Below are 18,985 nucleotides of genomic sequence, written 5' to 3'. Positions count from 1 at the left end.
TGCACTCGCCTGACATGGAACCTTTCGCGCAACACCCCGTCTCATCTGCCGCAACCCACGCTGGGCGCCCCTGGTCAGCGCACTGGGTAATGCGATTCCGTCATTGGCCGCGCCTCAATGCTGCGAGGCGTCCCACTCGTGCGGCCACGTGCCGCGTCTCAAACGTCATCCGCTTCATCCACGGCCTCCGGTGTCTCGGCGCTCCCCGCCCTCGATGGTGAATATGTGAATCAATGCGAATGGGAATCATTTGCGTCGATTTGGATTTTTCATTATGCTGTTCCTCTCTGTGAAACCATGACTCGAAGGGGAACGGCCTATGAAGGCGAAGACGATCGGTAAGCTGGCGCGACTGACGGTGCTGGGTGCCACGATGGCGGCGGCGTTCGCCGCACAGGCAGACAACGGTGTGCTGAATTTGTACTCGGCACGTCACTACCAGACCGACGAGCAGCTTTACGGCACGTTCACCAAGCAGACCGGCATCAAGATCAATCGCATCGAAGCCGACGACGCCGCGCTGCTGGAGCGACTCAAGAGCGAAGGGGCGAAGAGCCCGGCGGACGTCATCCTCATGGTCGACGCGGCGCGTCTGGCCAAGGCCGACGAAGCCGGTCTGTTCCAGCCGACCCAATCGGCTACGCTCGATGCGCGCATTCCAGCCAAGCTGCACGCCGCGAACACGAAGGGCGGCACCGACTGGTACGGCTTCTCCACGCGTGCTCGCGTGATCGTCTACAACAAGGACAAGGTCGACCCGAAGACGGTGCAGACGTACGCGTCGCTCGCCGATCCGTCGCACAAGGGGCAGGTTTGCACGCGTTCCGGCTCGCATCCGTACATGCTCTCGCTGGTCGGTGCGCTGGTGGCTCGTGAAGGTGCGCAGGCCACGCAGAAATGGGCCGAAGGGATGGTCGCAAACTTCGCGCGCGCGCCGCGCGGGGGCGACACCGATCAGATCAAGGCCGTGGCAACGGGCGAGTGCGGCGTGGCGCTGGCGAACTCGTATTACTACGTGCGTATGGCGCGTTCGGAGAAGGCCGAAGACAAGGCACTGATGTCCAAGGTCGGCTTCATCTGGCCGGATCAGGCGGGCAAGGGCACACACGTGAACGTTGCGGGCGCCGGTATTGCCAAGCACGCACCGAATCACGCCAATGCCGTCAAGTTCCTCGAATATCTCGCGAGCGACGAGGCGCAGCAGTATTTCGCCAATGGCAACAACGAATGGCCGGCAGTGCCGACGACCAAGGTCGACAACCCGGCGCTCGCGACGCTCGGCGAGTTCAAGGCGGAAGATGTGTCGATCGGCACGATCGCGAAGCACTTGCCGGAAGCGCAACGTATTCTCGATCGCGCCGGCTACAAATAAGCCGATGGCGTATCGCGGGCGACGCCCGCGATCGCTTCGATGCCTGCTGAAAGCGCCAAGGGCGCCGGAAGTGTTCCGGCGCCCTTGGGCGCTTACCGCCTCCGGCCGGTGACGCGTGAGACGCGTGGCCCGGCCGCGAGGCGCGTTCAGTCTTCCGGCAACGCGTCGTCTTCGCCCGGTTGGTACATGTGGTAGTCGCCGGTGGCGTAGACGCCCTTGTACGCCGTGGCGGACGCCTCGTCGTTGTCGATCGGATGCGTCTCGGCGATGCGCAGCGATTCGCGTACCTGCGGCGGTTCGCATTCGGCGATCAGGCGCAGGGCTTCGGCCTCGTCTTCGGCCACCACGTCGTACGTGGTCACGAATTCCGGGGCAGGGCCATCCGGGTCCTCGTCTTCCAGCGGTTCATACCATTGCCCTTCCACGATGAGATGCATGGCGTGGGCCGTTTCCGATTGCTCGTCGCGCGCGGCGCGCAGCGCCCAGAGCGCGGCATCGCTCCACTTGTATAGCTGAACCGCTTCGAGCGCCGTCGCCATGGCCTTGTCGTGGTCGCCCGATTGCTTGTGCGCGTGTGAGAGTTCGGCGAGCACGTCGGCCATCGACACGTTGCTGCCTTCCTCGTCGTGTTCCTGTTTGGCCAGCGCCTCGTACGTGGCGATGGCGGCCTTCGGCTCACCCTGGGCGACGTACAGGTGCATGCGCAGTGCAATGGCGTTCTCGATGAAGGCACGGCCGGCCTGCGCAAGGTGCGGGCTTTCCAGCGTGCGATCGAGGCGCGTTTGTGCGGCGGCGAAATCGCCCTGACGCGCGAGGGCGTTGGCGTGGTTGAAGTCGACGATCACGAGGTCCTCGTCCGGCGCACAACGGCCGGCGGCTTCGTAGGCTTCGATGGCGGCGTCGAAGCGCCCCAGATCCGAACGATAGTTGCCAAGCAATTGCCAGAGCAGCCAGACGCCCGGTGCGTGCGCTACACCGGCTTCGAGTACGGCGACGGCCTGCTCCATGTCGTCCATGTCGGCATAGGCCATCGCCTGCACTTCATAGGCGCCCGAGTACTGCATCGACTCGAGCCGTTTGCCGATCTCCAGGGCCGTTTCGGGATCGCCGGCTTCCAGGTGGGCGAAGGCTTCCGCCATCAATTCGTCTTTCTCGGACATTGCAATTTCTCCTTCGGGAACAGCTTGGGGGGACGGCGTACCGGCGGCTCACGCACAGTAGCATCCCATCATATAACAGGCATCGTGACAGCCAGCATCGTCGCGGGGCGATGCGCGATACGGTCTGGCAGGTGAGGATGGCGAGGGCAGGGCGGCGGCGTCTGACGACGCGCAATGAAAAAGCCGCGACGGGCTGTCGCGGCTTTCTCTCTCGACGCGCGGGGTGGCCGGTATCAGCCGCCGCGGCGCATCAGGTCGAAGAACTCGGCGTTGTTCTTCGTCTGCTTGATCTTGCCAAGCAGGAATTCCATGGCTTCGGCCTCGTCCATATCGTAGATGAGCTTGCGCAGCACCCAGATCTTCTGAAGGATTTCCGGCTTGATGAGCAATTCTTCGCGACGCGTACCCGACTTGTTCAGGTTGATCGACGGATAAACGCGCTTTTCTGCGAGACGACGCTCGAGGTGCACTTCCATGTTGCCGGTGCCCTTGAACTCTTCGTAGATCACGTCGTCCATGCGGCTGCCGGTTTCGATCAGCGCCGTGGCGATGATCGTGAGCGAGCCGCCTTCTTCGACGTTACGCGCCGCGCCGAAGAAGCGCTTCGGGCGTTGCAGGGCGTTGGCGTCCACACCGCCGGTGAGCACCTTGCCCGATGCCGGGATCACGGTGTTGTAGGCGCGGGCCAGACGCGTGATCGAGTCGAGCAGAATCACCACGTCTTCTTTCATTTCGATCAGGCGCTTGGCCTTCTCGATGACCATTTCCGCGACCTGGACGTGACGCGTGGCCGGTTCGTCGAACGTCGATGCGATCACTTCGCCGCGCACCGAGCGCTGCATTTCCGTCACTTCTTCCGGACGCTCGTCGATGAGCAGCACGAAGAGTTTGGCTTCCGGATGGTTGGCCGTGATGGCATGCGCGATGTGTTGCAGCATCACCGTCTTGCCGGACTTCGGCGAGGCGACCAGCAGACCGCGCTGGCCTTTGCCGATGGGGGCAATCATGTCGATGATGCGGCCCGTCACGTTCTCTTCGCCGCGAATGTCGCGCTCAAGCAGCAGCGGCTTGTTCGGGTGCAGCGGCGTGAGGTTCTCGAACATGATCTTATGTTTCGAGGCCTCGGGCGGGTGGCCGTTGACTTTGTCGACCTTCACCAGCGCGAAATAGCGCTCGCCGTCCTTCGGCGTACGCACTTCCCCTTCGATCGTGTCGCCGGTATGCAGGTTGAAACGGCGGATCTGCGACGGGCTGATGTAAATATCGTCCGTGCTGGCCAGATACGACGTCTCAGGCGAGCGCAGGAAACCGAAGCCATCCGGCAGCACTTCGAGCGTACCGTCGCCAAAGATGGTTTCGCCGGACTTTGCGCGCTTCTTCAGAATGGCGAACATCAGCTCCTGCTTGCGTAGGCGGTTGGCGTTCTCGATTTCGAGACCGTTCGCCATTTCTAGCAGCTCGGAGACGTGCTGGGACTTTAGTTCGGATAAATGCATACGGAGGTGCCGTCCACTGGACGACAAGTGAAGGATCAGGGAAAAGTGAGCGAACGCTCGAAGAACTTTGGGGTGCTTTTGGGCGGATTATATAGCAAGCAGCGTCATGCGCAAGCATTGCGCCGCCTGCCAGGCGCCGGGGTGTCGCACTGCGGCGACAAAGGCCCCGGCACTGGCCGTCGACGAGCGATTACAGATTGCCGTCGAGGAACGAAGTCAGTTGCGATTTCGACAGGGCGCCGACCTTCTGTGCGGCGACTGCGCCGTTCTTGAACAGAATCAGGGTCGGAATGCCGCGAATACCGAACTTGGCCGGCACTTGCTGGTTTTCGTCCACGTTGATCTTGGCGATCTGCACCTTGTCGCCGTATTCCTTCGATACTTCGTCCAGAATCGGGGCGATCATCTTGCAGGGGCCGCACCATTCCGCCCAGAAGTCGAGCAGCACCGGCTTGTCGGATTGCAGAACGTCCGCTTCGAAGCTGGCGTCGGAGATGTACTTGATAGATTCGCTCATGAGTATTGTTGCCTCGTATAACTATTCGGAAACGTCCGATGAAGTGGCGTCATGCGCCGTTCGTTTTCACCGACGCTGGAGATGTCACCCGGCAATTCCAGGCGTGCATTCTCCATATGGAGGCTGCAATCGCGGGCTTCAATAGGGCTCGCCAATGCAGTTTGCGAACATCTTAGCGGAAATTGCCAAGGCTTGCGCGCGCGTGCCTCATCGGCGGCGAAGCGCCCGCCGGCGCGTCAAGTCGCATAATCTCGTGCATTGGGCTTCTGTTGACGCGTCGACTCTGGTAGAATCTTTCTCTGACGGGCCTCCTCGCATGGTGGCGCGGCCAATCTGGTCAGGTCGGGAACGAAGCAGCCACAGCCGTTTTCTACCAGTGCCGAGGGTCAGGCTCGTCACCTAATGCCTTGTGCTACCGATGTTCCTCGCGCGTTCTGCGCAAATATTTCCATTGTTTGAAACGTGAAGTGATCATTCCCATTGTCGACGGGCGGGATGCCCTCGTCGTCTTGCGCGCATGCGGTTTCGCGACGAGTGCGAGAACGTGATCCGCGCCTCGCGTGGGGCAGGCGGGCTTGGTAGAATCGCGCAACATTTTTCTCTATCGCACCGATAGCCTGCCGATTCCGGCATGGAAAACCCGCCTGATCGACGTTCGATCGGGCGTCGACATCGGTGCGGAAGCGCAACGCCGAACTGTTACAATTTGGCATGACCTATCAAGTACTCGCGCGCAAATGGCGCCCCAAAGGCTTCTCGACCCTGGTGGGCCAGGAGCATGTCGTGCGTGCGTTGACGCACGCGCTCGAGCAACAGCGCTTGCATCACGCCTATCTGTTTACCGGTACGCGCGGCGTCGGCAAGACCACGCTTTCGCGTATTCTGGCCAAGGCGCTCAATTGCGAGACGGGGATTACCGCCGAGCCCTGCGGCGTTTGCAAGGCCTGTAAAGCCATCGACGAAGGGCGCTTCGTCGACTACGTCGAAATGGACGCCGCCTCGAATCGCGGCGTCGACGAAATGACGTCGCTGCTCGAAAAGGCGGTCTATGCACCGGCGGACGCGCGCTTCAAGGTCTACATGATTGACGAAGTGCATATGCTCACGGGGCACGCGTTCAATGCGATGCTCAAAACGCTGGAAGAACCGCCGGCGCACGTCAAATTCATTCTCGCGACGACCGATCCTCAGAAGATCCCGGTCACCGTGCTCTCGCGCTGCCTGCAATTCAATCTGAAGCAGATGCCGGCCGGGCACATCGTGTCGCACCTCACGAACATTCTCGGTGAAGAAGGCATCGAGAACGAGCCGCAGGCGTTGCGTCTGCTCGCCAAGGCGGCGGGTGGGAGTATGCGCGACGCGCTGTCGCTCACCGATCAGGCCATCGCTTACGCCGCCGGCCCGCTTACCGAAACGGCCGTGCGCGGCATGCTCGGCGCGATCGATCAGAGTGTGCTGGTGCGTCTTCTCGATGCGCTGAAGGACGAGTCGCGCACCGATTTGCTCGCGATTGCCGACGAAATGGCCGAGCGCAGCTTCTCGTTTGCGGCGGGTTTGCAGGATTTGGGCAGCTTGCTGCACAAGATCGCGCTGGCGCAGTACGCGCCGCAGGCCGTGTCGGACGATTGGCCGGAAGCGGCCGACGTGAGACGACTCGCCGAAGCGCTGTCGCCGGAGGCCGTTCAGCTCTATTACCAGATCGCCACGCGTGCGCGCGGCGAACTCGGTCTTGCTCCCGACGAGTACACCGGCTTCTCGATGGCGCTGTTGCGCATGGCGGCGTTCACGCCGTTGCTCGCCGGCGGCACGCTTGCCGAATCGCCCACGCCGCAAGCCGCACGTCCGGCCGCTCCTGCGGCTACCGCTGCGACGCGCGCGCCGATGGCCGAGCCGGCGCCTCGCGCATCTGCATCACCGTCGCCGGCAGCCGCAGCACAGCCCGAGGCGCGTCGCGCACCGGCTGCACGCAGCAGTGCCACCCCGGCAGACGGGGCACCGATGTCGCCTGCGCGGGCGGCGCTCGCCGCCCTCAACGCGGGGCGCAAAGGCGCGGCCGGTGGAACGTCCGGTCGCGCGGGCAGCGCCAGTCCCAGTCGCGGCGGTACGCCGCGCGCGTCGGACGAAGCGCCGGCCGGCGCCGATCCCGAACCCGAGCCTGCCGGGGCTGCGGCGTCTGCTGCCGCTCCCGCGCAGGTCGAACCGCCGCGCGCCTGCGTCTATCGCGAGGCCGACGGCGTCGCGCCGGTCTTCACCGGCGAATGGCCCGCCTTGGCCGCCACGCTGCCGGCGCGCGGTCTCGCGCAGCAACTGGCGTTCCAGAGCGAACTGACGGAAGTCGCCGGTCGCGCTCTGCATCTGCGCGTGTCGCTTCGCCAACTGGCCGACGCCGCGACGGCGGATAAATTGCGTCAGACGCTCGCCGAGCACTTCGGCGCGGACGTGCAGCTGCACGTCGAGCTAGGGCAGGTTGGCACGACGGCCGCATCGCTGGCCGCCGAGGCGGCGGCGGCGCGTCAGCGTGCGGCCGAACAGGCGATCGCCGACGATCCGCTCATGCGCGAATTGATCGACGAATTCGACGCGCAGATCCTTCCGGGAAGCATTCGCCCGGTACAATAAGCAAGTCCGCTTTCGTAAAAGGTCCCGGGTTTTCGAGTCCGGCACCTAAACATGAGTTCGGCGCGTGCGTCGTGTATCGCGAATGCGTCGACACGCTGCGCGGCCAGCACCCCACACAGCACCCACACGATTTAATCAGGAGTCAACATGCTCAAAGGAAACATCGCAGGTCTGATGAAACAGGCCCAGCAAATGCAGGAAAACATGAAGAAGGCGCAGGAGCAGCTGGCTCAGATCGAAGTCGAGGGTCAGTCGGGCGCCGGCCTGGTGAAGGTCGTGATGACCTGCAAGAACGATGTGCGTCGCGTGACCATCGATCCGAGCCTGCTGGCCGACGACAAGGACATGCTCGAAGACCTCGTGGCGGCGGCCTTCAACGATGCCGTGCGCAAGGCGGAAGCCACCGCGCAGGAAAAGATGGGCGGCCTGACCGCCGGTCTGCCGCTGCCCCCGGGCTTCAAGATGCCGTTCTGAGCGTTTTTCGCCAGCTTCGATAGAAAGACGACGCATGCCCCAGCCCCAGCTCTCCAGCTTGCAGGAACTCGTCGACGCCCTGCGCGCCTTGCCGGGCGTCGGACCGAAGTCCGCGCAACGCATCGCTTATCATCTGCTGCAACGCGACCGCAAAGGCGCGGTGCGGCTGGGCGAGGCGCTGGTGCATGCCTCAGAGCAGATTCGCCATTGCGCGCGCTGCAATACGTTTACCGAAGTCGAAATCTGCGAGACGTGCCTCGATCCCGAGCGCGACACGAGCCTGCTGTGCGTGGTGGAGACGCCCGCCGATCAGAACATGCTCGAACAGACGATGACCTTCAAGGGGCTGTATTTCGTGCTCATGGGCCACCTCTCGCCACTGGACGGCGTGGGGCCGGGCGAGATCCATTTCGAGCAACTGATTCGTCGCGCAACCGACGGTGTGGTCAAGGAAGTAGTGCTCGCCACCAATTTCACCAACGAAGGCGAAGCCACTGCGCATTACATCGGACAGACGCTCAAAGCGCGTGGTTTGCACGTGAGCCGACTCGCGCGAGGCGTGCCGGTCGGGGGCGAACTGGAGTATGTCGATGCCGGCACCATCGCCCGCGCCGTACTCGACAGACATACGCTCTGAGCATGACGCGACCGTGACGCGACGGGCCTTTGCGCGTAGGTACTCGTACTCTCATCCAATCGGATTAGCTGTTATTCGCTATATCTGCGCATATCCCTGTCTTCTAGACTGAACCTGCCGACTTGGGGACCCAACGACACGGGGAACAAGATAACTCCCGGGCGGCGTGGGGCCGTATACCTGTCGCGCAGATCCCGGTCTTCGACCTAATAACTTGCGTGCAGGCACTGCTTAGGCAGGGAGTTAAGGTATGGCTAACGATACCGGGCGCACCCTGATTTACGCCTCCCGAAAGCACAACGACGGTTTGCTGTCGTTCCTGGGAGAGCAAGGCTGGCAAGTTGTGCCGGCCAAGAGCGCCAGCGACGTCAGTCGCATTATCAATCCGGGGATTACCAGCGCAGCACTCATTGACCTGGCGAGCGGTTACAGCGACCGCGAGATGGGCGCATTCGAGTCGTGCATGCAGCCGGCAACGGTCGGCTGGGTCGCCGCGACAAATCCGGAACAACTCACCACGACGTCGATTCGCCGGCTCATTCGCGATTATTGTTTCGACTACGTCAATATCCCCTGCACGAACGATCAGCTCGCACACTCGATCGGGCACGCATGGGGCATGGCGTCGCTGTCGGAAGTGCCGATCATCACGCCGCAAGTGGGCGGCGATCAGGAGATGGTCGGCACGTGCGAAGCGATGCAGCAACTGTTTCGCACCATCCGCAAAGTGGCCAACACCGACGCGCCGGTGTTCATCTCGGGCGAGTCGGGCACTGGCAAGGAACTGAGCGCCGTGGCGATTCACGAGCGCTCGTTGCGTGCCAAGGGGCCGTTCGTTGCGATCAACTGCGGCGCGATTCCGCCACATCTGATGCAGTCCGAACTATTTGGCTACGAGCGTGGCGCATTTACGGGCGCGAACGCCCGCAAGGTCGGGCGCGTCGAATCAGCCAACGGCGGCACGTTGTTTCTCGACGAAATCGGCGATCTGCCGATCGAGAGTCAGGCGAGCCTGTTGCGCTTCCTGCAACAGGGCGCGATCGAGCGGCTCGGCGGCCACGAAGTGATTCCGGTCAACGTGCGCATCATTTCGGCGACGCACGTCGATCTGGAAACCGCCGTGAAAGAAGGGCGTTTCCGCATGGATCTGTTCCATCGGCTGTGCGTGTTGCGCGTGGACGAACCGCCGCTGCGCGCGCGGGGTCAGGACATCGAGATCCTCGCGCATCACGTGCTGCAACGTTTCAAGGGCGATAACCATCGCAAGATCCGTGGCTTCACACAGTGCGCGGTTCAGGCGATGTACGAATATCACTGGCCGGGTAATGTGCGCGAGTTGATCAACCGCGTGCGTCGCGCCATTGTGATGGCCGACAGCCGCATGATCTCGGCCAAGGATCTCGACCTCCTGCCGTGGGTGCCGACGCTGGTGCGCACGCTTGAGGAAATTCGCGCGGAGGCCGAACGAACGGCCATCGAGCAAGCGTTGCTGCGCCACTGTCACCGTCTGACGGACGTGGCCGCAGAGTTGGGAATCTCGCGCATCACGCTGTACCGCCTCATGTGCCGGTACGGGTTGCGCGGTGACGAATCGGGCGTGCCGGCCTGATATCTTCTGGCGAAGAGAGGGCGACCGTCCTGCGATGAGCAGGGCGGTCGTTTCTTTTTGGGATCCTGAATATTTGCGGGTCGAGCTGCCTGCGTCGTCCATCGGAAGCAATGGCATTCCCCCCGATCTGTTTTTCGCCTGCCCTCGCATTTCGCGACTGCTGCCATCGCCAATAACGACGGGCGAGTCCGGCATTTTTCGCCGCAAACGTCGACGTGTCGTTTCGTACGCACTGCGTTGCCTCGGTTTTCTAAGCGTCGCCAAACGTTTCGAAACGTTCCGAAACGTTCCGAACGGGTTCGGGAAGAAACGGGGGGCGAGGGTTGTCCCGCACGCACATCAAAGATGAAACATCCGGGGCGCGCCGCGCCCTGGCGACGCGTTCGTCGGCATGTGACGCGCACGTATCGTTTTCTTCCGTCGCCGCCGATACGCCGTCAATCTGTCACGCGAGCGCCTTGCTCACAGGGCGTTTGCGGCTGGCGTCGCGACTCGCGCCGATATCGTTCGCAGTTCGGAATGTTTTCGGATTGCATCGCTGATGTGACAAGCGCGCGCCGACCGGGCTCACGTATCAATGCTGAAACGTTTTCGATGCCCCGCCTGTTCCCGCCTCCCGGGCTGAATAGTTAACGTCAATGTTTTCAACCACTTAAGCCGGGTGGCACGGAAGTCGCTTTATTGGTCCGGGCAAGGAGGACAAAGCGATGCGAATTCTCACCACCGAAATGCAGTCCCGCGTACGACACGGCGCAAGTGCACTGAGTGCCGCCATCGCCGTGACGCTCGGATTGTGTGCCGCACCGGCACAGGCGCAGGACATCTCGCGTGCCGCCTTCATGCAAGTCGCCATGCTCACCGGTTCGATGGTGCCGGCGTCGTTCACGACGCTGACGCTGCCTTCGGCACAGCGCGTCGACGCCGATGTCGCCATCGTATCGCCGGAGATCGAGCCAAGCCCTGCCGTCGCGGATAACGGCGACAGCCAGACCCTCGGCGCCTCGGGAATGCCGCTTGCCGCCGCCCGTATCGACGACGAACAACTGGGAAGCCAGCGCGGTCGCAATCTTCAAGGCGCCGCGATGGTCAAGTCGCCTGGCATGGCGCTCGCCAACGGCGTGACGTTGTGGGACGAACTGCCGGGCGGCATCACCCCGACGCCGCGCCCGCAACAACTGTCGAATGGCGTGGGCAACGTCCAGGTGACGCGTGTGACCTACACCACGCGGTGATCGACATGACCCAATTCTCTCTCTCGCCCGCGGTCCTCGCCACGATGCTCGTGGCGCTGACCCCGGCCATGATCCCCGGCCAGGCGAAGGCCGAACCGGCGACGCCGGGCGACCTGGTGATCGAGCGCAACATCGGCCCGCAGATCGCTTATCGCGGCCTGCCCCGCGAACAGAACCCGATCGGCATTGCCGTCCCTGCCTTTCCGACGGGACCGTTCAACACGGCGATGGGGGCGGTCAGTCAGGTGACGGACGACGAACTCACCGGGCGCGCCAATGCCGGCCTCGTGACGAGTTCCGTGCAGTCGGGCATCAGCCCGGTGATGGGCGTGCTCGTCGGCAATGCGCGCGGCGGCAACGGCCTGAACACCACGAACGGTGTCGGCGGTGGCTTAGGCGCAGGCGCGGGCGGCGGCGGTATCGCCAGCATCGGCACGCTGGTCCCGTCGGTCATCGGTTCGGCCCTGGCGCCGCTCACGACGTTAGGCGCAGCAGGAGCGGCCAAATGAGCGCACATCGCAACGCAACGCGTGCTATCGCGCTGGCCGCGGCATTGACCGTAGTTGCCGGAACGTCGCTGGCGCAGGACGTGTGGTTCGTGAACGGCGAACTCGCCGGCACGCACGCCACCATCGAAAACGGTGTGGCCGTGGGCGTGACCGGTGCGCTGGGGGTGAACCAGGCGGCCGGGGTCAACAACGCACAGGCCAACAGCGCGGTCGTCGCCAACGGCGGCAGTGTGACGGCTGGCATGTCGAGCACGAACCAACAGGCGCTCGTCACGACGACGACAGGCGCTGCGAGCGCCGCAATTCAGGGCAACGCATTTTCAGGCACCTCGGGGCTGACGCAAGTCAACCAGGCGAGCGGTGCCGGCAATCTTCAACGCAACGCGACCGTCATTGTGACCGGCGATGCGTCTGGAGTGGCGAGCGTATCGGATACGGCACTATCCGCTGCGATCTCCAAGGGTGGCCCGGCTGGCCATCACAACCTCAACGATCAGTTCCGCTCGGCGTCGATTTCCAACGACGCTTTCCGTGGAGCCAGTGGAGTGTTGCAGGTGAACCAGTCGGCTGGGATAGGCAATGTAACCGCAAATGTTTTTGTGCTCCGTCCCCCGGCGGGCACATCTTTTTAACTGGGTAATTCTCTCGTCAAGGAGATGGTCATGAAAACGAAAGCAATTGCAGCGGCTGCACTGCTGGTAGCAACGGGTACCGCCATGGCGTCGCCCCACCACCAGCAATACAGCTTCTCGTTCATCGGCAACGAGACCAACGTTCTGAACCTGGTCGGCATTTTCGGTCTGATCGGCATTCGCGGCTGCGTCACGGTGGACAACACCGGCAACGCCGTCGTGCAGAACAACCAGAAGGTCGACGTGCATCACGTGAAGCTGACGGGGCCGCTGCTCGGCTCCTATGTCACCGGTCATGTGACGTATGGCGTCAATTCGAAGACCACGACGGTGTCGGATCAGGGTAGCGCTTACCTGCTCGCCGGCAAGACGACCACGCACTATGACGAATCCACGTCATGGGTGAATGCCACGGCCAACGGCCACCTCAACACCAGCAAGTCGTTCCAGGCGGGTGCAGGCTACGTGGCGGCGCAATCGAGCTCCGGCTCGGGTGGCTTCATCGCCGGCGGCGGGTATCAGTACTCGAACGTCGCGGGTGGCGGAGGCATCATCGGTGGCGGCGTGATCCCGCTGCCGGGCGGTCTGGCGGTGTATGGCGGCTACCTCTTCGGCAACTTCGGCGCAGGTCAGGCTTCGGCATGGGGTGGCTATGCCTACGGGCAACAGTCGCAACAGGCCGCCGGGTTCCTTGCAGCCGGCTTCCTGAACACGCAGAAGAGCTTCGACGCCGCGTTCCATGCGACGCTCAACCACGGCAACTACTCGGTCGAGAGCGATTCGATTGCGGCCGGTGCACTGTGGGGCTTCTCCAACACCTACACGAAGTCGACTGTCTGGACGAAGGGTGCGATCACGTATCACTTCAACACGGCGCAATACCAGACGATGGGCGCGACGCTCGGCAACGGCGCGTTGTCTAACGCCAACGGCAACGTCGGTGTGAACGTGGCGGCAGGTGCCGACAACGCTCAGGCCAACAACGTCGCGATCGCTTCGCTCAACGCTCAGCCGGTGTATGCGTCGGCTCAGGTGTTCTCCAACCAGGCATCGCGCGGCTCGGCCAGCATCTCGAAGTTCATGGTCAACGCCAGCGTGGGTGACGGTGCGCTGGCCGGCGCCACCGGCAACGTCGGTGTGAACGTGGCTTCGGGTATCGGCAACGTGCAGGCCAACAACCTCTCCGCCGCAGTCTCGCAAGGCGGGAAGGGCTGGCACAAGGGCGGTGCTGCCAACTCGACGGCACAAACCGACCAGATCGCAAGCATGCACGCCTCGGGTGACTTCGTCGCCAACGCTTCGCTCGGCAACAACGCGTTGCTCGGGGCCAGCGGCAACGTGGGTGTGAACGTGGCTGCGGGTATCGGCAACGTTCAGGCCAACAGCCTCGCCATCTCGGCAATCAAGTGATGTACCTGACCGGTCCGGGGTTTCCCGGACCGGTTTTTTCATGAGGTGTGCCATGAGCGATACGCGTCGTGCCGTCGTCAGGATCGCTACGGTTTGCGCTCTGGCGTGCGCAAGCGTGGCCGGGCACGCGCAGTATGCATCAGTGAGCCTGGAGTCTTCGACCGGCGTACCGGCGGTCAAGAAGATGCGCTCGTTCAAGTCGATGCACTACGTGAATCTGGTCCAGCAGGAATACGACTTCAGTTGTGGATCCGCAGCGCTCTCGACGCTGCTGCGATATGGCTACGGGATCAACATTCCCGAGACCGAAATGATCCAGCGAATGATGGCTTTCTCCAATCCGGAAACGGTCATCAAGAACGGCTTCTCGATGCTCGACATGAAGAAATTCGTGGAGACGCTTGGGCTCGAGGGGCGAGGTTTCAAAGTCGACGTCAGTGCGCTCTACGACCTCAAGATTCCGGTCATCGCACTTATCGACGTCAATGGTTATCAGCACTTCGTGGTCGTGAAGGCCGCGAAGGACGGTCGGGTCTTCGTGTCCGACCCGGCGCTGGGCAATCGCATTATCGAGCAGGCCGATTTTGCCAAGCAGTGGAACGGCTTGGTGCTGGCGGTCATCGGCAAGCCGTTTCTGGAGGATTCACCGCTGCTCAAAGGCAACGAATCCCTGGCAGCCAAGCTGCGCGACAGCGCGCTGACGACCGGGACGTCACCGACCCCGATGTTGGACTTCGGCATCATCCGGGCGGATCTGTTTTGAGACCAGACCATCATGAATCGATATGTCCCGATGCTGGCCATCCCACTGTTCGCAAGCGCCATGCCGGCATTTGCGTCGAGTGTGGTGCCCGAGAGCTGGACGCCCGTGAGCGATGAAGTCCTCTCCCACGCGACCGGCAAATATGCACAACAGAACATGATCACGGGCTTCCAGCTCGTTATGCAATCACAGTGGCAGATGCCGACCGGGGCGAGCCTGTTGGCCACCGGCGTGCTCGGCGTGAGCAACGGCCAGGTGCAGACCGGCAGTGCGACAGCGATCCTGCCCGGGGTGGTGAGCGCCACCGCGCCGACGACGCAAACGGTCAGTGGCGGCGCAAGCGTCCTGATGAACGGCGTCGCGCAAATCTCGCAGGTCGCGGGCGACGCGAACAACGCCATGAACAAAGCCATCATCCAGTACGGGCCGGGCGTCTCGCTCGCGCTACTGGTGCCGGTGAGCGGTAGCAGCTCCAGCAGTTCGAAAACCACGTTGGGCAATCTGAGCGCCAGCGTGGCGATCTCGTCGGCAGGTATGCAGCTCACGCTCAACACCCCCAACGGCAACCTCGGGCAGAGCATCGCCGGCGGTGCGGGCGGCGCCATGAACCAGATCATGCAGGTGGTTCAGGTCGCGGGTAACGCGCAACAGGTCATGAATACGTTGCAACTGAACTTGCAGACGAACGCACTCACGTCGGCCGGGTTGCGGCAGCTTGGGGTGCAAAACGCCATGGCCAACATGATGGCCGTGCGGCATTGAAGCCAGGGACACATGAGGTCACGACGGTGGTTGCCGTGGCCTCGGTGGCAGCAGCGATCGCAGGGAAAGCAGGGAATGCAGTGCCAAGGGCAGTGCAAGGGCAGTGAAGTGACGGTGTCGGGCCGTCGCACATGAACGGTCCGACTTCGGCAGCCACGTCCGGCAGGACGTCATAACAACAAGAAGTGGGGCGTCGCCGCAGAGCACTCGCGGCGTAAAAGAAGGTGATGTCGGCAGCGCCCGGTCCGGGCTTCGCACGCGTCACCCCGCAGTCGAGCAGCAAGGACAACCGTTGTCGGCACTACGTGTTTGTTGGATTGCGCGCGGACGCCCGTCCGCATTCTTACCCGGGGGGGATCATGAACACTCACCGCTTTTTTCCCGTTGCCGCTATTCCGTTGGGGGTACTGCTTTTCACGCTATCGGCCCAGGCTCAGGAGCATACGAACCCATCGCCGGACAACCGTATCCAGATGTTGATGGACATGGTTGACCGGCAGCAGCGGGAAATTTCTTCTCTCAAACAGCGCCTCACGGACATCGAGATGGCGCAACGCGGACGCGGTCTGACCGCATGGGATACCGCGCAGATCGCGCAAGTCTCGCCCGGTGACGGCTCGGCCGCCGGCTCCGCGGGCACGCCCGGCGGTGGCGCCGCCGGTGTCGCGGGGCCGACATCGGCCACGCCGATCGGCGAGACGCAGCAGATGCAAAAGAGCGAGACCGAGTCGCAACGCACACCGGCCGAAGAGGCCGTGGTGCAGGCGCAGCACGCGCCGCTGTTCGATCGCAAGCTCACCATCGACGCGGGGATCAGCTACAGCTACTACGACCGGCGTCAGTTGGTGTTGAGCGGCTTTCTCGCGCTCGACGCCATCTTCCTCGGGCAGTTGAACCTCGGCCAGACCAAAGCCAATGTGTGGACGTTCGACGTCAACACGCGTTACGGGATTACCGACCGGTTGAGCGTGTCGTTCGACGTGCCGTACCTGTATCGCAACTCGGACTTCATCTCCGGTGGCGTCGGCGGCGCCGCATCGTCGATCAGCGATATCAGCAAGAACTCGGCGAACATCGGCGACGTGAATGCGTCGATTTACTATCAGCTCGTCAAGGAAAATGCGAACTGGCCCGATATCGTGGCGTCGTTGCGGGTGACGGCGCCGACCGGCACGTCGCCGTTCGGCATCAAGCTCGGCACGCCCGACCCGAGCAACAACAACCTGACCACACCGTCGCGCCTGCCCACGGGTAACGGCATCTGGGCGATCACGGCGGGGCTGTCTTTCCTGCGGACCTATGACCCGATCGTGCTGTTCGCTAACGTGGCCTATACGTACAACGTGGCGCGCTCGTTCGACGACATCTCGACCATCGAAGGCACAACGTCCCCGGCAAAGGTCAAGCTGGGCGATATCGTGCAGGTCGGCGCAGGGATGGCGTTGGCGCTCAACGACAAGACGGCGTTGTCGATCTCGTACTCGACGGCGATTTCACGGGCCACGAAGACGGCAGCGCCGGGCGCAGGCTGGACGACGGTGGCGGGCAGCACGACCAATGCCGCGTCGCTCAACTTCGGTATCAACTACGCGATCAACAAGCACTGGACCGTGAACGGTTACGTCAACGCCGGTATGTCGCCGGATGCGCCGAACTACGTGATCGGTGTGCGCTTCCCGTATACGTTCTGATCGGGTTTTGCGCCGGTTCCGATCGTCCGATCGTCCGGGAGTCCAGCGCGATAGCGACCGGCGCCGCGGCGATTCGAGGGGTTGGCTCGTGCAAACGCGCGGGCGCGTCGCCGCGAGCCGGTGACGCGCGTCAGCGTGTCAGCGTGGAAATCAGTGCGGGGTGTCGGCGCGCGCAGCGCGTTCGGACGTGTCCGTCGGTGCGGCCGGCGGAGTCGATCAGCGGGCGTGGCCCGCCAGACGGGTGAGGGTGGCGCCGACGTTGCCGCTGAGGTTCGTCGCGACCATCGTCGATGAGGTCTGAGGTGCTTGCGGCATGGGCGCCGCCGACGAGACCGAGACCGTCGTGCGCGACGGGGCGGATGCCGCAGACGTCTGGGATGGCGCGAGCGAGGCTTGCGTCGGCTTGGGGGACGGTGCTGGCGGAATCACTTCGTCCCACAAACGAACATTGTTTGCCGTGGTGATCGCGGTGGCGTGGACCGGTGCAATGGCGGCAGGTCCGGTGCCGCCTATACGGGTCACGATGCTGCGCTGCAAATTGGCGGCGTGAGTGCTGGCAAGCAATGCATCGCTTACGGCGGTCGGAACCCCGGCGCCGCTGATGCCACCAGTGGCGCCACCAATGCCGCCAGCGCTGCCGACATCGGCGTGTGCGGCATTCGCGAGGCACGCGGCGGTAAGACAAAACAATGCGCTGCGCGTCGTGCTGACGGTGATCTTGAACATGGCGTGCCCCCCGGCCTGCGCTGACTGTCCTTCGAGATTCTCTATATTCTATTGCGCGATTTGAGAAAGGGAAGGGAAAAAAGTGATAGCGGAATTTTCGAAAATTGAGTAAATAATTTACGCAGATTGCGGTTTGTCGCGCACCGGCAACAGGCACAGGCGTCCGTGATGGACGGACTCGCCGTGGTGCGGGCTTCGCGCATAAACTGCCTTGAAAGCAAGGCGACGCCTTACGCGTGAATCATGGCGAAGACTGGAGGGTTTCTTCGGTTTTTCGTCCCGGTGACGCCATACCTCGAACACGGGGCTCACCGGTAAAAATCATCAGAAGCCGAAGGCGTGGCGCGCAGAACAAAAACGGGGCGGCGGCGCGGGGGTGTCGACCGGAAAAACAGGGGAAATCATGCGTGTGCTGGTCGTAGGTGAGGCTGCCGCCTGGCTGAGCGGCTTGCAAGTCGCGTTGCAAACCGAAGCGAACGCGACACCGCCGGTCTTGCGGCAAGTCGAGAATGTGGCGACGCAGGACTGGGTCTGGCTGCGTGAGTTGCCCTCGCGTCGCGCGTTGGTGCTCGAAGCGTCCGCCGCCCGCACGCCCGCCGTCGATTCGCTTTGCGCGATCGCGGCCGAGTGTGTGCCTCCCGTGCCTGTGATCGTCGTCGGTGATGCGGGTTTTCCCGATGAGATCATTCGCTGGTTACAGGCCGGGGTGGCCGCCTGCCTGCCGTGGCCGAGTTCCGTCGCCCGCATTCGCGCCGTTTTCGATCTGGCGTTCTCGGGGGGGCGGTTCGTGCCGGAGGAGGCGCTCTGCGCGCTGCTGGTGCTCTGGCGTCAGGAAGCGCTGGGCGAGGCGCTGCCGCTGTCTCGTCTGCCGGTATTTCCCCTCGGGGGCGACAAGGCGGCGCAACTCGCGGAGTCGGCGCTGCTCGGTATCTCTCAACGGCAGTACGAAATTCTTGCGCTGCTCTCGCGCGGGCTTTCCATCAAGACGATCTGCCAGCAGCTCGTGATTTCCGAAGGTACGGCCAAGACGCACGTATCCGCGCTCTATCGGCGACTCGGCGCGCGTAATCGGGGGGAGGCGATCTATATTGCAGCGCAGCGCGGGGCACGGCACCTGTTCGAGACATGACCCGCCGGTCGCATCCCGTCTCAAGGTCGCCCCGGGCCCGTCCCGGATGTTTCGTGTGGGGACGGGCGACGCGATCCTGAGGCGTCGAGGTGAGCCCGCGTTGCACGCCGGTACGCCGATACGTCGGTACCTCGGTACGCCGGTATCGGACCGGATGACAAACCGGCTCGGAACATTCCGGATTTGCCCTGAGTTGGTTGGCCGATCGCGGACTGTCGAATTACTATACGAACTTCATTTGCCATCA

17 protein-coding genes and 1 other RNA gene are annotated in these 18,985 nt (G+C 63.0%); 14 read left to right on the top strand and 4 right to left on the bottom strand.

Features of this window, described 5'->3' with window-relative positions:
* The first annotated feature begins 319 nt into the window (after positions 1-319).
* Positions 320-1,372: an extracellular solute-binding protein gene (locus tag PAN31108_RS07690; protein WP_150668296.1), complete on the top strand. Its 1,053-nt coding sequence runs from the start codon at positions 320-322 to the stop codon at positions 1,370-1,372.
* 146 nt (positions 1,373-1,518) lie between these two features.
* On the opposite strand, the gene PAN31108_RS07685 is transcribed toward PAN31108_RS07690, so the two are convergent.
* The 3 genes from PAN31108_RS07685 to trxA all read right to left on the bottom strand — a co-directional run bounded on the left by PAN31108_RS07685 (position 1,519) and on the right by trxA (position 4,545).
* Positions 1,519-2,532, bottom strand: a complete 1,014-nt coding sequence (locus PAN31108_RS07685) for a tetratricopeptide repeat protein (RefSeq protein ID WP_150668295.1) — start codon at positions 2,530-2,532, stop codon at positions 1,519-1,521.
* Between the two features lie 233 nt (positions 2,533-2,765).
* The gene (gene rho / locus PAN31108_RS07680) at positions 2,766-4,028 is read right to left on the bottom strand and encodes a transcription termination factor Rho (protein ID WP_039399112.1); all 1,263 of its coding nucleotides are present in this window, start codon (positions 4,026-4,028) and stop codon (positions 2,766-2,768) included.
* 190 nt (positions 4,029-4,218) lie between these two features.
* Entirely contained in the window at positions 4,219-4,545 is a 327-nt protein-coding gene (gene trxA, locus PAN31108_RS07675) for a thioredoxin TrxA (RefSeq protein ID WP_150668294.1), read from the bottom strand.
* 301 nt (positions 4,546-4,846) lie between these two features.
* Here trxA and ffs point away from each other — a divergent pair.
* The 12 genes from ffs to PAN31108_RS07615 all read left to right on the top strand — a co-directional run bounded on the left by ffs (position 4,847) and on the right by PAN31108_RS07615 (position 16,883).
* Positions 4,847-4,945, top strand: an RNA gene (gene ffs / locus PAN31108_RS07670) — signal recognition particle sRNA small type.
* Positions 4,946-5,256: 311 nt separating this feature from the next.
* Positions 5,257-7,164 carry a DNA polymerase III subunit gamma/tau gene (gene dnaX, locus PAN31108_RS07665; protein WP_150668293.1) on the top strand — a complete coding sequence of 636 codons (1,908 nt, stop codon included), beginning with the start codon at positions 5,257-5,259 and terminating at the stop codon, positions 7,162-7,164.
* Positions 7,165-7,311: 147 nt separating this feature from the next.
* Complete coding sequence (locus tag PAN31108_RS07660) at positions 7,312-7,638, top strand: YbaB/EbfC family nucleoid-associated protein (protein WP_010807314.1); 327 nt, start codon at positions 7,312-7,314, stop codon at positions 7,636-7,638.
* 34 nt (positions 7,639-7,672) lie between these two features.
* Positions 7,673-8,275, top strand: coding sequence for a recombination mediator RecR (gene recR / locus PAN31108_RS07655; protein ID WP_150668292.1), 603 nt, complete (start codon positions 7,673-7,675; stop codon positions 8,273-8,275).
* 250 nt (positions 8,276-8,525) lie between these two features.
* Entirely contained in the window at positions 8,526-9,884 is a 1,359-nt protein-coding gene (locus PAN31108_RS07650; protein WP_150668291.1) for a sigma-54 dependent transcriptional regulator, read from the top strand.
* 707 nt (positions 9,885-10,591) lie between these two features.
* Positions 10,592-11,116: a hypothetical protein gene (locus PAN31108_RS07645; protein ID WP_150668290.1), complete on the top strand. Its 525-nt coding sequence runs from the start codon at positions 10,592-10,594 to the stop codon at positions 11,114-11,116.
* A 5-nt stretch (positions 11,117-11,121) separates the two neighbouring features.
* A complete protein-coding gene (locus PAN31108_RS07640) occupies positions 11,122-11,625 on the top strand; it encodes a FapA family amyloid fibril periplasmic chaperone (protein ID WP_150668289.1) in 504 nt (167 codons plus the stop codon).
* A complete protein-coding gene (locus PAN31108_RS07635) occupies positions 11,622-12,257 on the top strand; it encodes a FapB/FapC family functional amyloid domain-containing protein (RefSeq protein ID WP_150668288.1) in 636 nt (211 codons plus the stop codon). Before PAN31108_RS07640 ends, PAN31108_RS07635 begins: the two co-directional genes overlap by 4 nt.
* A 30-nt stretch (positions 12,258-12,287) precedes the next feature.
* Positions 12,288-13,667 (top strand): FapB/FapC family functional amyloid domain-containing protein, encoded by a 1,380-nt coding sequence (locus tag PAN31108_RS07630; protein ID WP_150668287.1) that lies wholly within the window; start codon positions 12,288-12,290, stop codon positions 13,665-13,667.
* A gap of 52 nt (positions 13,668-13,719) precedes the next feature.
* Complete coding sequence (locus tag PAN31108_RS07625) at positions 13,720-14,430, top strand: C39 family peptidase (protein ID WP_246183832.1); 711 nt, start codon at positions 13,720-13,722, stop codon at positions 14,428-14,430.
* Positions 14,431-14,442: 12 nt separating this feature from the next.
* Positions 14,443-15,192, top strand: coding sequence for a peptidase C39 (locus PAN31108_RS07620; RefSeq protein WP_150668286.1), 750 nt, complete (start codon positions 14,443-14,445; stop codon positions 15,190-15,192).
* A 359-nt stretch (positions 15,193-15,551) separates the two neighbouring features.
* Entirely contained in the window at positions 15,552-16,883 is a 1,332-nt protein-coding gene (locus tag PAN31108_RS07615; RefSeq protein ID WP_174994893.1) for a hypothetical protein, read from the top strand.
* Positions 16,884-17,099: 216 nt separating this feature from the next.
* On the opposite strand, the gene PAN31108_RS07610 is transcribed toward PAN31108_RS07615, so the two are convergent.
* On the bottom strand, positions 17,100-17,609 hold the full coding sequence (locus PAN31108_RS07610; RefSeq protein WP_150668284.1) for a hypothetical protein: 510 nt from the start codon (positions 17,607-17,609) through the stop codon (positions 17,100-17,102).
* 403 nt (positions 17,610-18,012) lie between these two features.
* Here PAN31108_RS07610 and PAN31108_RS07605 point away from each other — a divergent pair, with 403 nt between their 5' ends.
* Entirely contained in the window at positions 18,013-18,738 is a 726-nt protein-coding gene (locus tag PAN31108_RS07605) for a helix-turn-helix transcriptional regulator (protein WP_150668283.1), read from the top strand.
* Positions 18,739-18,985 lie beyond the last annotated feature (247 nt).

Source organism: Pandoraea anhela (genome assembly GCF_902459655.1).
In the GTDB taxonomy this organism is placed as follows: domain Bacteria; phylum Pseudomonadota; class Gammaproteobacteria; order Burkholderiales; family Burkholderiaceae; genus Pandoraea; species Pandoraea anhela.
Note: the sequence above shows the minus strand (reverse complement) of the source record. Positions and strands in the feature narration are given on the sequence as shown.